Origin of the sequence: Oleidesulfovibrio sp. (assembly GCF_047973035.1) — a bacterium.
Lineage (GTDB): Bacteria > Desulfobacterota > Desulfovibrionia > Desulfovibrionales > Desulfovibrionaceae > Oleidesulfovibrio.
In genome coordinates this window covers 14,339-28,229 of sequence record NZ_JBKEBF010000026.1, presented here as the reverse complement: position 1 = coordinate 28,229, position 13,891 = coordinate 14,339, and the positions used below count along the sequence as shown (strand labels likewise).

The 13,891-nt window shown below is 52.8% G+C and carries 14 protein-coding genes; 7 read left to right on the top strand and 7 right to left on the bottom strand.

Translation table 11 applies throughout. The features are described from left to right. Window positions 1-298 precede the first annotated feature (298 nt). Window positions 299-892, top strand: coding sequence for a hypothetical protein (locus ACK5LI_RS08270; protein ID WP_416948112.1), 594 nt, complete (start codon window positions 299-301; stop codon window positions 890-892). Window positions 893-1,365: 473 nt separating this feature from the next. Here ACK5LI_RS08270 and flgM read toward each other — a convergent pair whose 3' ends face one another. Beyond that, complete coding sequence (flgM, locus tag ACK5LI_RS08265) at window positions 1,366-1,674, bottom strand: flagellar biosynthesis anti-sigma factor FlgM (RefSeq protein ID WP_416948110.1); 309 nt, start codon at window positions 1,672-1,674, stop codon at window positions 1,366-1,368. 29 nt (window positions 1,675-1,703) lie between these two features. Continuing rightward, window positions 1,704-2,120, bottom strand: coding sequence for a DVU0524 family FlgM-associated protein (locus ACK5LI_RS08260; protein ID WP_416948108.1), 417 nt, complete (start codon window positions 2,118-2,120; stop codon window positions 1,704-1,706). 582 nt (window positions 2,121-2,702) lie between these two features. On the opposite strand from ACK5LI_RS08260, the gene ACK5LI_RS08255 reads away from it, so the two are divergent. The 3 genes from ACK5LI_RS08255 to ACK5LI_RS08245 all read left to right on the top strand — a co-directional run bounded on the left by ACK5LI_RS08255 (window position 2,703) and on the right by ACK5LI_RS08245 (window position 4,488). Then, entirely contained in the window at window positions 2,703-3,329 is a 627-nt protein-coding gene (locus ACK5LI_RS08255; RefSeq protein WP_416948105.1) for a Maf family nucleotide pyrophosphatase, read from the top strand. Window positions 3,330-3,379: 50 nt separating this feature from the next. Next, entirely contained in the window at window positions 3,380-3,808 is a 429-nt protein-coding gene (locus tag ACK5LI_RS08250; RefSeq protein ID WP_416948103.1) for a DUF2267 domain-containing protein, read from the top strand. A gap of 197 nt (window positions 3,809-4,005) precedes the next feature. Further along, window positions 4,006-4,488, top strand: coding sequence for a phosphatidylglycerophosphatase A (locus tag ACK5LI_RS08245; protein ID WP_416948101.1), 483 nt, complete (start codon window positions 4,006-4,008; stop codon window positions 4,486-4,488). A 485-nt stretch (window positions 4,489-4,973) separates the two neighbouring features. On the opposite strand, the gene ACK5LI_RS08240 is transcribed toward ACK5LI_RS08245, so the two are convergent. Next, entirely contained in the window at window positions 4,974-6,257 is a 1,284-nt protein-coding gene (locus tag ACK5LI_RS08240; RefSeq protein ID WP_416948099.1) for an NAD(P)/FAD-dependent oxidoreductase, read from the bottom strand. Between the two features lie 169 nt (window positions 6,258-6,426). Here ACK5LI_RS08240 and ACK5LI_RS08235 point away from each other — a divergent pair, with 169 nt between their 5' ends. The 3 genes from ACK5LI_RS08235 to ACK5LI_RS08225 all read left to right on the top strand — a co-directional run bounded on the left by ACK5LI_RS08235 (window position 6,427) and on the right by ACK5LI_RS08225 (window position 10,427). Next, window positions 6,427-7,680 carry an HDOD domain-containing protein gene (locus ACK5LI_RS08235; protein ID WP_416948097.1) on the top strand — a complete coding sequence of 418 codons (1,254 nt, stop codon included), beginning with the start codon at window positions 6,427-6,429 and terminating at the stop codon, window positions 7,678-7,680. A 38-nt stretch (window positions 7,681-7,718) separates the two neighbouring features. Then, window positions 7,719-9,821 (top strand): sigma 54-interacting transcriptional regulator, encoded by a 2,103-nt coding sequence (locus ACK5LI_RS08230; RefSeq protein ID WP_416948095.1) that lies wholly within the window; start codon window positions 7,719-7,721, stop codon window positions 9,819-9,821. Window positions 9,822-10,031: 210 nt separating this feature from the next. Beyond that, on the top strand, window positions 10,032-10,427 hold the full coding sequence (locus ACK5LI_RS08225) for a thioredoxin family protein (protein ID WP_416948093.1): 396 nt from the start codon (window positions 10,032-10,034) through the stop codon (window positions 10,425-10,427). A gap of 653 nt (window positions 10,428-11,080) precedes the next feature. On the opposite strand, the gene ACK5LI_RS08220 is transcribed toward ACK5LI_RS08225, so the two are convergent. The 4 genes from ACK5LI_RS08220 to hmcD form a co-directional block, all read right to left on the bottom strand. After that, on the bottom strand, window positions 11,081-11,521 hold the full coding sequence (locus ACK5LI_RS08220; protein ID WP_416948091.1) for an RrF2 family transcriptional regulator: 441 nt from the start codon (window positions 11,519-11,521) through the stop codon (window positions 11,081-11,083). Between the two features lie 82 nt (window positions 11,522-11,603). Beyond that, the gene (gene hmcF / locus ACK5LI_RS08215; RefSeq protein WP_416948089.1) at window positions 11,604-12,992 is read right to left on the bottom strand and encodes a sulfate respiration complex iron-sulfur protein HmcF; all 1,389 of its coding nucleotides are present in this window, start codon (window positions 12,990-12,992) and stop codon (window positions 11,604-11,606) included. A 25-nt stretch (window positions 12,993-13,017) separates the two neighbouring features. After that, a complete protein-coding gene (gene hmcE / locus ACK5LI_RS08210) occupies window positions 13,018-13,698 on the bottom strand; it encodes a sulfate respiration complex protein HmcE (protein WP_416948087.1) in 681 nt (226 codons plus the stop codon). A 43-nt stretch (window positions 13,699-13,741) separates the two neighbouring features. Continuing rightward, complete coding sequence (gene hmcD, locus ACK5LI_RS08205; RefSeq protein ID WP_416948085.1) at window positions 13,742-13,885, bottom strand: sulfate respiration complex protein HmcD; 144 nt, start codon at window positions 13,883-13,885, stop codon at window positions 13,742-13,744. Window positions 13,886-13,891 lie beyond the last annotated feature (6 nt).

Sequence of the window (13,891 nt, the reverse complement as noted above, 5' to 3'; positions counted from 1 at the left end):
GCCACCCCAGAAAAGAAGATCCCACAAGAATAACGTTTCTCATCAAACATATTTCTCATTTTGGGTGTACAAAGAAGGGCGAAATCCAGAGTTTTTCTCATTTTGGATTTCGCCCTTCTTTTTATCCGAAACAGTCGACCTATACTCACTAGAAGGCCGCGCCAGTAGCGGATTTGGCCTATATCTGTCCTATGTTTGTCCTATCTGTTTTAGGCTCCACGCTATTTCTCATCTTGGCTGTCCCCCTATAAAGGGCAAAAACCCTTGCACTGACGGTACATACTCAGATTTCACCGTTATGGTGGCAGATGCTCTTGACGGAAAACTGGCGGCACTTGCCGGTTTTTCAGAGACGATGCGCGAAGTGGTGGCACAGGGCGGCAGCGCCGAAGATTGGTATGTGACTCCGCTTGTTCTTGGTCCCAAAAAAGACATGATGCTGATGTCTGATGTCTATATCGGCAGGAAGGACATGAGCAACAAAGAAAAAGAAGCCGCCGAACGCTTCATGCGCTTTATGCTTGAACCGTCGACGTATCAGGGCATTCTGTTTCCCTACGGTGCGCCGCCCCGCTATGTTATTCCTGCACGTATGAGTGTGATGGCATCCGGCCCGTTTGCACACGATACCTACTATAAGCGTTTGTATCAGGCCATTAACACGGCAACTAACTTTCCCAATCAGGGCGTGCCGGAGAATAAAGACCGTATATTCAACGGAGTGCTGCCTTACCTGAGAGCCGACGCGCTGCCTGAAGATTTTCCCGCAAAGGATGTCAAAACAAGCAAGCCGCCCGTCAAACGTTCCTTGCCTGTCCATCGCAAGGCCAGATGGCAGAAGCATGAAAAACACACGATTATTGACGAACCTCTGGTGCCTGTCAGCCAGTAATCTGCAGATGATGAACATATGCCGCCCCGGAAACGGGGCGGCGTTTTTTGTGCACTTCCCCGTCAGGGGCAGACAATTTTTGCTGGCTTGTGTTGATTATCGCGGGCGCGGGTAGGCGGTGCGAGATGCGGGGCTTCCAGACTATACAGATACATTGGACAAAGATGAGGTGCATGCGGCACGCTTCTTCGTGTGCAGCATAGGAAGAATGGTACAAAATTATTAAGATACTCAGTGCAGCTGCAAGGCCGTACGTGACTAATTGGTTGAATCTAGCGGTATGAAGGTTTGGTGACAAATAGCGGACGGAAGGGGGGGGAATGAAAATGTGAGCGCGAATAAAGCAGGCGAGGGGGAAACCTTGCACCCCAGCCAGCGCATAAAAGCAAAAAACAAGACGGTATGAACCGTCTTGTTTTCAACGCATGGAACTTCAGCCGACAAACGCTGACAGAAAATAGCGTACGGACTTTTTATACGAAAAAGTCTGATTCGTCACGCAGCAGCTTGCGAGCGATGTCTTTTGAATCGACCTGATACTCGCCGGAGTCGACTTTCTGCTTTATGGCGTCAATTTTTTCCTGACGGACTTCAGGCGCAGACAATGCGCCGGAATACGCTTCGGTGCGCAGACGTGCCGTGTTCGAAAGGCTGACGCGATCTCCGCCGCCGGAAGAGGCTGACTCGGATGATTTACGCGACTTGCCGCTATGTTTGTTTTCCGCTTTATCAAGCGTTGTCTGGTATTGGTCGAGCTTGTTCAGCAGATTCTTAATTTGCATATCAACCTCCCCGAGGGACGCTGCAACTCTTATAGCATGGTGTCGTCCACCTTGTCCAAGGTGATGGCCCACAGCCGGTCCATGAGCTCTGCTTTCTCACCTGTTTTCAATTCCACGGGGCCTTCCGGCGTATCGCGGAATATCTGCATCTCCAGCTCGGTAGGCGGATATTTGAATATCAGCGGGAAACCCGCTTCTGCCTCAAGCTGCTGTTTGATGCTGAGGACAATGGGATTGTCACTGCCGGAGAGAATGAGGTTTTCTACCACTTCTCTTGCAATGCGCTCCACCATCATCTTACGTTTTACGTCTGCGGGGATGGCGCTGGCTTCCTCCCCTGCCGCCATTCGCAAGGCATGCCTGTAGCGAGCCAGCCTGCGGGCGGTTACGAGCTGCTTATCGTACTGTAGCAGCATGTTGCGGACATAAAACGAATTATCGGTCACAACGTTCTCCCCTCATCTACTCTTATCGGTAGGGTTAGAGAGAACTTTAGGGTCTGAGGGAATTTTTTTTACGTTTTGTCCTTATTTTTCTTAACGGCATATTTACGTGAATCATTAGGGGAAAAATACAGAAAAAGGAGCAATACATTATAACAGGTAAGTGCGGACATCGCTGCGGTCAGCTGGAGCATCAGACATGCGGCCTCAGATTTCAGGCTTTAGGTGCAGGTGATAACTGAGCGGACAGGCAGAATCGTGTGTAATGAACGTGGCAGGTTTGTGGCGGATTTTTGTATTGCTGTCGTGTGGATATGAAAATCCGGAATGGCGCAGCTTACCAACGGTCGGTTTATCAGCTGTGCAACTTATCAGCGGTGCAGCTTGCGAATGGTGCAGCCACCGGTGCTGCCCGCATATACATATGGCAGCGTGCCCGCCCGTAACGGGAAAAGGCCGAATCTGTCTGCGGACCTGAAGCTCCTGCTGTTGCGTGCGGCAGTAAAATGAGGCATCAGGCCTTTGGTAAGCGGGAAGATGAGGCACCATGTGTTGCCGTGTCTGTCCGTAAAGGGAGACTTTTCTATGAAAAATGGGCCATTCGTTGCCACTTGTCCGGTTGTTCTGGCTTCGGGGTCGCCCCGCAGGCAGGAGTTTTTGCACTCCTTCGGTATTGATTTTACAGTGGATACTGACGGAGCACAGGAACCTGCACCGGAAGAGGGCGAAAATGCCGTCACATACGCCTGCCGTTCCGCCTGTGCCAAAACTGTACCCGTTGCAGCACGGTATAGTGACTCATGTGTTATCGGAGCAGATACCGTGGTGGTGCTGGATGGCGAAATTATGGGCAAGCCTCAAAATAACGACCATGCTTTTGATATGCTCAGCCGTCTTGCCGGAGTCCGGCATCAGGTTATAAGCGCGTGTTGCATCAGCCTGCCACGACGGACTCAGCCTTTAGTCCTTCATACTGTGACAGATGTGCACATGTACAAATGGGATGCGGCAACGCTGCGGGCATACATAGCAACGGGCGAACCTGCAGACAAAGCCGGTGCATATGGAATTCAGGGAATCGGAGCATTTCTGGTGTCACGCATTGATGGTTCTTGGAGTAACGTTGTCGGCATGCCGGTAACGGAGTTGCTTGAAGTGTTGAAGGCAAATGGTGTCGTTGCTCCTGTCGTGACCGGAGGTAACTTGGCGTAAGCCGGAGAAGAACATGCACAGGCTGCAACAGCATGGTCATGGAGGCTGGCATGCCTTATCCGCAGGAATACCAGATTGCTACGATACAATTTAATGACTTTTTGTCAGACGTGAAACGGAATGCTTCTCTTGCCACCAGCCATATGGTGTACACAATGACACAAAGCGTTTTGCAGGTTTTCCGCAGACGGCTGACTGTTTCTGACGCCATACGTTTTTCGAACATTCTTCTGGCAGCTATCAGAGCTCTTTTTGTAGCGGACTGGGACCCTGATGAGGGTGTTGTTGCTTTTATGGAACGATCTGCAATGCTTGAAGAAATTATGTCCTTACGCACGGAGCATAATTTTGCCTTTATGACCGATGATGCTATTCTTGATGTTGCCAAGGCATTAAGAAAACACGTTGATTGTGACAAATTAGATGAGTTGCTGAAGCGTTTTCCTGACGGTGCACTGCAATTCTGGCAAGTTGAATGAATGATACGGACTGCCAAAGATGAGTGCGGGGGATATTTTTGCGGGAACTGCTGACGGTACGTGGAAGGACATGAGGGGCTGTTGAAGGAATTTTTGCCGTTAGAGTGCGCTTGCCGCTGTACTAAAGCTGGGCGGGGTGAGTTTACGCTTATTTCTGCGGGGCTGTGTTTTCTGACGTATCACTATGAATGGAATAAATGATGATTGGAATTTCTGCATATACATGGCTGGATAACCTTGCGCTGTTTATAGCCCGCGGATTCGGGTCAGGCCTTAGCCCCGTGGCACCGGGGACGTTTGGCACGCTGCTGGGCGCTTTGCTTGCGCCGTTTCTTTTTTTGCCGTTGTCGTTTCCTGCCAGATTGGTGGTGCTTTTGCTGTTGTTCATGGTCGGCTGCTGGGCCGCAGGCAGGGCAGAAGTGCTGCTGGGCCGCAAAGATCCCGGTGAAGTGGTAATTGATGAAATATTCGGCCTGTGGCTGTGCCTGCTACCGTTTGCCAGCGTTTCCACCACAGGGCTTGTGTGGGCTTTTATCCTGTTCCGTATTTTTGACATAGCAAAGCCGTGGCCTGTGCGGCAGTCTGAGTACTGGTTGCCCGGCGGGGGCGGTATCATGCTGGACGACGGCTTTGCCGGATTATGGGCGATGATTGTATTTGCCCTTGGTTATTTTTTCTGATCAGACAACGCGGGTGGATTTGTAAGGACTTTGGTATGTCTGATTGATATTAAAGAACGTCTGTGTGCATTTTTTATTAATTTCCCCTGTCGTGACGCTCGGCAGGGGTTTTTGTTTTCAGATGGAGGGAATAACAGACACCGGGCATGCATGAATGTGCCCAGCATTGTTTTGCACAGGAGTGTGCGTAAGAATGTTCTTAACTTTGTAACATATTGTTTATTTGTATTAATTTATATTTTTTGAACGTGCGAAAAGGGTGCGGAAGGATGAAAAAACTACCGCGCATTGATACAGTTCAGCGACAGAGGTGTATTGCCGGTGGGAAAGGATAGAATGGTAATTTGCCGGTCACGTGCAGGTGTTGTCGGCTTTGGCTGGTTGCTGTGCAGCAAAAGTAAATTGAAAAGCCGGAAACGGTTTTTCCGGTTCCGGCCTTGGTTATCTCTGACAGCGTAACAGGTATCAGATTGCAATTCGCTCGCTTATGGTGCGTCTTCATCTTCAATTGCTTCACGGGGAATGATGATGCGGGCCGCCCGTTCAAAGAAAATATAGTCCCATGCCCATGTGAACATGACAAAAAGACGGTTTCTGAAGCCGACCAGATACATAAGGTGTACGAAAAGCCAGAGCACCCACGCAACGAAGCCTGTTGCCGTTTTGCCTTCCTTCAAGCGGACAACAGCGGCCGCGCGGCCTATGGTAGCCATCGAGCCTTTGTCGCGGTAGCGGAATGCTCTGAGCGGTTTGCCTTTTAGTGAAGCTAGAATATTTTCTGCTGCCAGAGCGCCCTGCTGCGTTGCATTGGGAGCGATGAGCGGAGCGGGGGAATCGCCCTGTGGCAACGCCATATCACCGGCAACATAAATATCCGGATCGTCTTCCAGCTGGAGTGTCGGCAATACAGGAACCCTTCCGCCGCGGCCTGTGGGCAATCCCATCGAAGCAGCCTGCCCGTGGCCTTGCACCCCTGCTGTCCATACGACCGTTTCAGTGCGAAGCGGGCTACAATCTTCCAGTTCAACGCTGGTTTTTGTCACGCCGGTAACTTTGGCATTCAGCCGTACATCAACGCCCATCTTGGTAAGACGCTCAAATGCGTAACTGCGCAGGTGGTCAGGGAAGCCGGCCAGCAGACCATCGCCCGCTTCCAGCAGAACGACTCGCGCCTGCCCTGTGTTCAGCGTAGGAAAGTCTTTGGTCAGCGGCTGCCGGATAAGTTCTGCCAGCGCACCTGCATATTCAACGCCTGTCGGTCCGCCGCCTACAACTGTATAGGTAAGGATGCGGTCCTTGCGGTCAGAATCAGGCTCATGTGTTGCCTGTTCAAAGCACGATACAATGTGGTTACGTAGCGTGATGGCCTGCTCAAGGTTTTTCAGACGGAAGCAATTTTTGTCGGCACCTTGTACCCCGTAAAATGCCGTAAAACTGCCCATGGCAATAATCAGCTTGTCAAAAGGAATATCCGGTCCGTCTGTTTTCAGCACCTTGTTTTCGGCATCAACCTGACGGACATCGCTCATCACAAAGCGAACATTACGATGCTTTCTGAAGATTGCCCGCAGCGGATAGGCTATCTGCCCGGGTTCAAGCTCTGCTGCCGCAACCTGATAGAGCAGCGGCAGAAACGTATGGTAGTTGTTGCGGTCTACCAGAATGATATCCAGATTTTTATTGCGGGCCAGCCTGCGTACTGCCCATACGCCTGCAAACCCTCCGCCTGCGACGACAACCCTTGTCCGGCCATTGGCTGATGTATTCATACCGAGTACTCCCGTATGTGTATTGTGCGGTGCTCGCTATAGAACGATGCCTGATCACAGTATAGTATAGACGAAGCAGCCGGTTAGGTAAACAGATTCTCAGCTGGTGGCGGTCTATTGCAAAGAAGGCTATGGTCGCCGTGAACTACCAAGGATTGCGGAGCGCACTATGGGAAAGCTGAATGTTGATGATCTGAAAACCGGCATGGTACTGGCCGAAGACGTAATGGGGCGTGACGGACGCAGGCTGCTTGGGGCGGGGGCGGAACTTGAAGAACGTCATTTGCGCATATTCAAAGCATGGGGAGTAACCGAGGCCGACATAGAAGGGGTTGACCGTTCGGATATGGAACAGGAGCTTGAGGCGGAATTGCCGCTTGAAGTGCTTGAGGCCGCACGTGCCCGCATCGAACAGCACATGCACAGCCATAGTGATTCCGAGTTGGAACATGAATTGCGGCGTATAGCCACTCTCCGCTTAAGTCATACCATTTTGCGTAACGAGTTGGCAGCAGCACCGGATTTCGGGCTGGAGGCCCTGCGGGAAGCAGCAGAAAAAGACGACTACAATAAAGAAGTTTCAACAGTACACAGCGTCGTTGATGATCAGGTTCAGTTGCTTTCTTTTCCGGATATTTATTTTCGTATCGTCAAGGTGTTGGAGTCCCCGAGTAGTTCTTCGCGCAAACTGGCCGAGGTTGTCAGTACGGATTCCAGTCTGACGGCCCGTTTACTGCGTCTGGTAAACAGCCCTTTTTACGGATTTCCTTCCAAAATTGATTCCATTTCCCGTGCGATAACGTTGATTGGCGCAAATGAGCTGGTAACGCTGGTTCTGGGTATTTCTGTCATGAAGGTTTTCGCAGGTGTACCCGCGGGCAGTTTTAATATGCGCAGCTTTTGGGAGCATTCCATCCTGACGGGAGTGTTTGCGCGGCTGATTGCCGGACATAAAATGGGGCTGTCCGAAGAGCGATTGTTTGTGGGCGGTCTGCTGCATGATCTGGGGGCGCTGCTGATGGTCAGCAGGCATCCGCACACCATGTGCCGGACTCTTGTATACGCCTGCGAGCAGGAAGTTCCACTGTACAAGGCGGAAAAAGCTGTTTTCGGCTTTGACCATGCAGCGGCAGGAAGTCTGCTGATGAACAGATGGAAACTGCCGGACGGGCTGGTCCGTATGGTAGGATACCATCATGCGCCGGACAGGGCGCGGGCGCCGATTGATGCCGCGGTAATCCACCTTGCTGATATTCTGTCATTTTTGTATCGCATTGAAGACGTACCCACCGGCCTGATTTTGCCAGCGTTGAACGAGGCGGGTATGGATAAACTGGGGCTGGCTCCATCGACCATCGAAACCATGATGACACAGGCAGAGCGGCAGTTTGAGGCCATCGTAGCTGTTTTTTTTGAAGAGTAGCTCTATGGTTATAAGCAAACTGTGTACAGGAATGGCTCATGACGCATGTAAATGATGATACTCCCGAACTGCAGCAGACGGCTGTGCCGGATGAACGCAGGGCCACGCTTGCCGCACTGGAGCTTGCAGCCACGCTAAGCCACTTTGAACAGCGGCTGGACAGGATGGACGGCGTTGACGCCATTCTGGGCGAGACTGCCACTAAAGTGCAAGGGCTTGTGGGTATGCAGGCATGGTCATTTTTTCTGGTGGACGAAGAAAGCGGCGATTTTTCATGTGCCCTTGCCAGCAGCCCCCGCGATCGCACGCGTTTTGAGCGTGAAGTGGACAGTCTGATTGAAGATAAAACTTTTGCCTGGGCGCTGGGGCGGAACAGGGCTGTCGTGATTCCTTCGACCACCGGCGCAAATAATCACCTGCTGTTGCATCCGCTGGCAACATCTTCCGGCTTGTGGGGGATGTTTGCGGGAATTCCGCAAAAGGATGCCGAATCTTCAGACATGGGTTTTTATCTGCTGACCGTGGTGTTTTTTTCGTGCGCTTCCATGCTGGAAAGTTACACGTTGTACCGCAGATTGCAGCACGCCAACGAAGGTTTGGAACAGCAGGTTGCAGAGCGTACCAGTGCATTGGTTGAAGCTAACACAAGTCTTGCCCATGAAGTGGAAGAGCGGCGGCAGGCAGAAAAAAATCTGCGTAAGACATTAGGCGAAAAAGAGTCATACCGGCAGCATCTGGAAGCTGTGTTTTCCAGCATTAAAGACGCTATCATTTCTGTGGACCTGTCAGGGGTTGTGGTCAACCTGAATGCCGCAGCCGAAGAAATGCTGCAGCGTAACGCAGAGGGCGTTGTCGGGCTGCACTATACGGAGCTTCAACCTGCCTGCTCAAATGCTTTTCATGATGTGCTCGCTTCCACACTCGCATCAGGGACGCCTGTCAGAGAGTTTCGTGCCGTCAGTGAAGACGGCGCTCATGTTATGATTCTCGGCAGTACCCCGCTGATTTCTCTTGATGATGAATTTTCCGGCGCGGTGTTATCCGGCAGGGATATCACCCGTCTGGCTACGCTTGAAGAGCAACTTCGTGAGCGTCATTCATTCAGCAATCTTATCGGACGCAGTAAAGTTATGCAGTCCATGTTCGGCCTGCTGGAAAACCTTGCTGCCTACGACACCACCGTGCTTGTTACCGGAGAGTCCGGTACAGGCAAAGAGCTGGTGGCCGAGGCTCTGCATTACAACGGTGCCCGTTCCGGCGGGCCGCTGGTAAAGGTTAACTGCACCGCTTTGTCTGAAAGCCTGCTGGAAAGTGAACTTTTCGGTCACGTGCGAGGGGCGTTTACGGGAGCAGTGCGCGACCGTGCAGGGCGCTTTGAAACCGCCGAAGGCGGAACGATATTTCTGGATGAGATTGGCGACATCTCCATGCGCATTCAGGTTCTGCTGTTGCGTTTTCTCGAATCTAAAGAGTTTGAGCGCGTCGGGGACACCAAACCGAGGCGTGCAGATGTACGGATTGTGGCAGCTACCAATGCAGACCTTGGCAGGCGCATTCAGGAAGGGACATTCAGAGCTGATCTTTTCTATCGTTTAAATGTTACTAATATTCACCTGCCGCCGTTGCGCGAGCGTCGGGAAGATATCCCGCTTCTTGTACAGCACTTTACCGAGCGGTGTAACCGTGAGCTGGGCACGCAGGTTGGCGGAGTGGATGAAGGGGCTATGGCCGCGCTTGTGAGTGCGCCGTGGCCGGGAAACGTCCGTGAACTCAAGCATACGCTGGAACATGCATGCGTGCTTTGCCGTCAGGGATACATCAGTCCGGCTCACCTGCCTGCGGAGTTAATGCAAGTACCTTCTGCGCAGATGGCAGCAGGCAGGGACAGGGGGCAGGTACCGGATATGGTACTTGCAGATTCTTCCGGGTCCGGCAACGGCACTGTACCAACAGCAACTCCGGCAGGTCAGAATGCCGTCAATTTTATTGTTCCCTCAGGCTTTGGCCGCAAAAAGCTGGATGAAGCAACTATACGCGACGCCATTAATCAGGCTGGCGGTAATAAAGCGTTAGCGGCACGGATGCTGGGTGTGGGCCGTGCCACACTGTATCGCAAGATGCAGGCCCTGAAAATTTCGTAACTGTATCCCACTGTGTCTCCTTTGGGGTGTCTCATGTGTCTCAGTTGAGACGCTATTTGAGACATATGTCTCAAGAGAGACGTATCGTATTCAGGTCTGAGACACTCATTTATACTCGTATTTTCCCGCAATGCTTTGTTATTGCGGGTTTTTTATTTGTTGGCACATGTCTTGGATATACAGAAGTAAAGGATAAAGGGGGGTACCGGCATGGTAACAGTGGTTACTCCAGAACAGTTTGCCGATTTACTGCAAATGGAAACCAGACCGGTGTTGGCGGGATGTCTGCAAAGAGACTCCGGATTTATGGAACAGTGCATGATCCTGCAGGCGGTTGCAACAGCAGCCGGAAAAGACGCACAGATTTGCCTGCTGGACCCGGATTGGCTGAACGAATTTTGTAAGAAGTATTCCATAAGCGGCACGCCTTCGTTTCTGTTGTTCGAAAAAGGAAATGAACAGGGACGGTTTCTAGGCAAGGCCGAACTGCACAACCTGCTACGGATGGTACGGGTGAAAGAAAGTAAAGTGGAAGGCTTCTATGACAGGCAACGTAGAAATCTCAGACTTGATATGGAGCTGAGCAGCGCCGGAAGCTGGGTATAAGAATTAAAAAAAGCGATGCGGCATAGCCGGGGGATGCGCCTGATTGATCCCGGAAGGCGTACGGAACCATGCCGCAGATACCGGCCGGACGTTGTCCGGCAAGTCGAAGCCGGAGCTAGTCAGGAAGGACTACGCGGCCAAAGGCCGCAGCAGACGGACACGAGATGATAAAGGGCGTGCGTATTACCAGCGGGGGCTGGACGGGGGGACGCGCCATAGCCCATACCATGCGCAATCAGTGTGCGCGGCCTGCGGGGCCCACCCTGTCTTCGGGGGTTGACAGGATTGCAGAGAACCCGCGCACACTGCGCATATTTCGCGGCCATAAGCCGCACGGGCAGGAAGTACAGGCATACCGCTTCTTGCCCAAGGCCCACACAAGCGTAATGCGAGGTTTGCGTGGCCGCCAGTGCCGGATGATTCGTTGCCGGGGGGAAGGCATATCCGGGGGGAATGCCAGGACAAGTTCATCGCACTGGTGGCTGCGCTATTCCAACGCAGGGGCTGACAGATTACAAATCGGATGATGCGATTATAAATCCCGGGGGGGATTGCATTATCCGCCGGTGGAATCTTCATGATTAACCGGTAGTAAAAAAAGCGGTCTGCTTACTAAGCAGACCGCTTTTCTTTATTGCGGGTCGCGTTTGCGCTCAACAGGCTCGCCCGCTTTTGGGGCAAAGCTCGGCGTCACTGATAAGGTCTGCCAGCGTGAACGAATTCAGCTTTTCATACATGGCTTTCGCGGCCTCGTTCCAGATGGTTCTGGTCAGGCAGTAATCCATGCGGGGGCAGCACGGTTCCGGATCTACACATTCAAAAGTGGGAACCGTTTCCTCCAAAGCGAAGACAACATCGCCCAGCAGAATGGTCTCCGGTGATCTGGACAGCATATAGCCACCCTTGGAGCCCAGTTTGCTGCTGATATAGCCGGCACCCTTCAATACCCTGATAAGCTTTTCAAGGTACTTCATGGAAATGCCCTGACGATCTGCAATTTCCTTGATGGAAACCGGATGGTCGTCACCATGTGTGTTCATGGCGATGTCGAGCAGCATGCGCGTACCGTATCGGCTTCTTGTGGTAAGCTTCATGGGTATCCTGCGGTGGATGCGGATGCACAAGGCATCACGGGGAGCGAAACGGGGCGAAGGCGTATGCCCCCACCCCGGTGTGCTATTCGTCGTCCTCGGCCTTAAGATGATCGGGTACGATGGCCATTTTGATAATCAGGGGCTTCAGGAAGCTCCACTTGATGCCGATTTCGTACTCTTCCTCAAGATCGCGGATGGCGTCCCAGCAGTTGTGGCAGGGGGCAACCACAAGGGTGGCGCCTGTTGCCAGAATCTGGTCACGCTTTGTCTGCAACGCTTTGTTACGCTCTTTACGGTACTTGCCGATACCGTTAAAACCGCCACCGCCGCCGCAGCAGTAGTTGTGTTCGCGGTTGGGTGTCATTTCGCGGAAGTCTTCTGCAATGTAGCTCATGATCTCGCGGGTGAAGTTGGCAAGACCGTGGTTACGCACGTAGTTACAGGAATCCTGCAACGTGCAGGGCTCTTTGATCTTTTTTGAAGGATCAATTTTGATTTTACCTTCGCGCAGAGCCTCGGCAACCCATTCTACGTAGTGCATGCACTTTACCGGCGGCAGACCGTCTTCACGTCCGGCCCAGTAGGGGCCTTCGATCACGGTGGCACGGTGTGCGTGACCGCATTCGGTACCGACCATGCGCTTGGGCTTCAGGCGCTCCATGGCGTCGTAGACTTTATCAACCTGCATTTTGCAGGCAGCCCAGTCTCCGGCAAACATGGAAAGCGAGGTCTGTTCCCAGCCTTCACTGGGTACCGTCCAGTCTTCACCGGCAAGGTGGAACAGGATGGCCGCCTCTGCAAGGTCTTCGGGGTAGTGCTTGGGCTCACGTGCGTTCAGCGTATACATGATGTCTGCGCCGACTTTATCAATGGGAATGGTCAGGCCCGGCCATTCTTCGGCGGTTTCCTCTTCCATCCATTCGCAGGTTTCAACCCAGTCTTCAGTGGTAACGTCCATCTGGGCGCTGTATACGCGGTGCATGCCGGAACCGATTTTCAGTTCCCACGGCACAAATCCCTGGGAGTACAGAAGGCCGCGCAGGTAACTGAACATAACGCCCATATCAATGCCGTGGGGGCAGTACATGCCGCAGCGGTTGCAGCAGGTGCACTGCGACCACGCCACTTCCATGCAATGCTGCATGAAGGCGTTGTCCACTTTGCCCTTGCGCTTAACCAGTTCGCCAAGCGTAGACTGGATTTTGTATGCAGGCACCTGTTTCGGGTCGCGGTCGTTCACGCGATACAGGAAGCAGCTGTCGGCGCACATGCCGCAGTGGGCGCATATTTCCAGCCAGGTACGGATACGCGACTGGCAGGTCTTCTCGATGGTAGCCCACAGAGCATCCGTGTCTACATCGAGCGAATTCATTTCTTCGTAGTACTGATTGCCACCTTTGTCGCCGAGCAGGGCTTTAAGGTCCTCTTCGGTGTTCACAGGTTGCTTATTACAGAACTTACCTTCAGGCATTGTTCACTCCTTCTGGATGGGCCGGTTACCAGGGGAAACCGGCAGTGCGCTTCATACCGCCGCGCTTGATGTTGTAATCCATGCCAAGCTGGCCGCGGGACATAAAGAACAGTGCCACGTGCGACAGTTTGGTGAACGGAATCAGAACCAGCAGCAGTTCGCCCGCTATGATGTGCAGGACCAGCCAGAACTGGTAGTCGCCCACATGCAGACGCGCGATAAGACCGGTCAGGAACGGGGCCACGGATACGGCCAGAATGAACCAGTCATATACGGTGGTCAGAATGCGGACTTCAGTCAGGGCGACGCGGCGTATAGCCAGCATGGCAGCGCCGACCAGAGCGGCAACTGTCAGGCCGTCAGCAAGCCACCAGGGCAAGGTGGGCAGGCTGAAGCCGAAGCGCTCTTCCAGAATAACGTTGTGGCCGATAAGAAACAGCGGTACCAGCACGGCGCCGATGTGAAACAGGAAGAAGCCGACAGCCATAAAAGGCTGTTCGCGCCAGCTGTAAGTTCCCATGGGGGTCAGCCAGCTGAGCACGGAGCGAACGGCTCCGCGCAGTCCGATACTCATATGGGGCTTGTACGCCACCCTGTCGAGCTTCCAATCAAGGCCGCGGATGTACAGGATTACCCGTGCCAGCAGCCCGCCGAAGCAGACCACCAGGGAAATCCAGAGCATGGGGCCGGTCAGGAATTCGATCATTGTTGTCTCCTTGCTTGCTAAGACGTGTGTTCAAGGTCGCAAGTTAGAACTTGCGCATCTTCTCGTCCCGACCGGTCAGGAACTTCCAGAAGCCGACAAAACAGAGCAGCACCACGCCCATCAGGATGTAGGTAACACCCTTGGAGTGCAGCATGAACTCATGAAGCGTGTAAAACATCTGTTCCATGATTTA

Bases quoted from the DNA above. Each gene is read 5' to 3' on its own strand.
- ACK5LI_RS08270 (WP_416948112.1), top strand. From the start codon at position 299: ATGGTGGCAGATGCTCTTGACGGAAAACTGGCGGCACTTGCCGGTTTT.
- flgM (WP_416948110.1), bottom strand. From the start codon at position 1,674: ATGCAAATTAAGAATCTGCTGAACAAGCTCGACCAATACCAGACAACG.
- ACK5LI_RS08255 (WP_416948105.1), top strand. From the start codon at position 2,703: ATGAAAAATGGGCCATTCGTTGCCACTTGTCCGGTTGTTCTGGCTTCG.
- ACK5LI_RS08250 (WP_416948103.1), top strand. From the start codon at position 3,380: ATGCCTTATCCGCAGGAATACCAGATTGCTACGATACAATTTAATGAC.
- ACK5LI_RS08245 (WP_416948101.1), top strand. From the start codon at position 4,006: ATGATGATTGGAATTTCTGCATATACATGGCTGGATAACCTTGCGCTG.
- ACK5LI_RS08240 (WP_416948099.1), bottom strand. From the start codon at position 6,257: ATGAATACATCAGCCAATGGCCGGACAAGGGTTGTCGTCGCAGGCGGA.
- ACK5LI_RS08235 (WP_416948097.1), top strand. From the start codon at position 6,427: ATGGGAAAGCTGAATGTTGATGATCTGAAAACCGGCATGGTACTGGCC.
- ACK5LI_RS08230 (WP_416948095.1), top strand. From the start codon at position 7,719: ATGACGCATGTAAATGATGATACTCCCGAACTGCAGCAGACGGCTGTG.
- ACK5LI_RS08225 (WP_416948093.1), top strand. From the start codon at position 10,032: ATGGTAACAGTGGTTACTCCAGAACAGTTTGCCGATTTACTGCAAATG.
- ACK5LI_RS08220 (WP_416948091.1), bottom strand. From the start codon at position 11,521: ATGAAGCTTACCACAAGAAGCCGATACGGTACGCGCATGCTGCTCGAC.
- hmcF (WP_416948089.1), bottom strand. From the start codon at position 12,992: ATGCCTGAAGGTAAGTTCTGTAATAAGCAACCTGTGAACACCGAAGAG.
- hmcE (WP_416948087.1), bottom strand. From the start codon at position 13,698: ATGATCGAATTCCTGACCGGCCCCATGCTCTGGATTTCCCTGGTGGTC.
- hmcD (WP_416948085.1), bottom strand. From the start codon at position 13,885: ATGGAACAGATGTTTTACACGCTTCATGAGTTCATGCTGCACTCCAAG.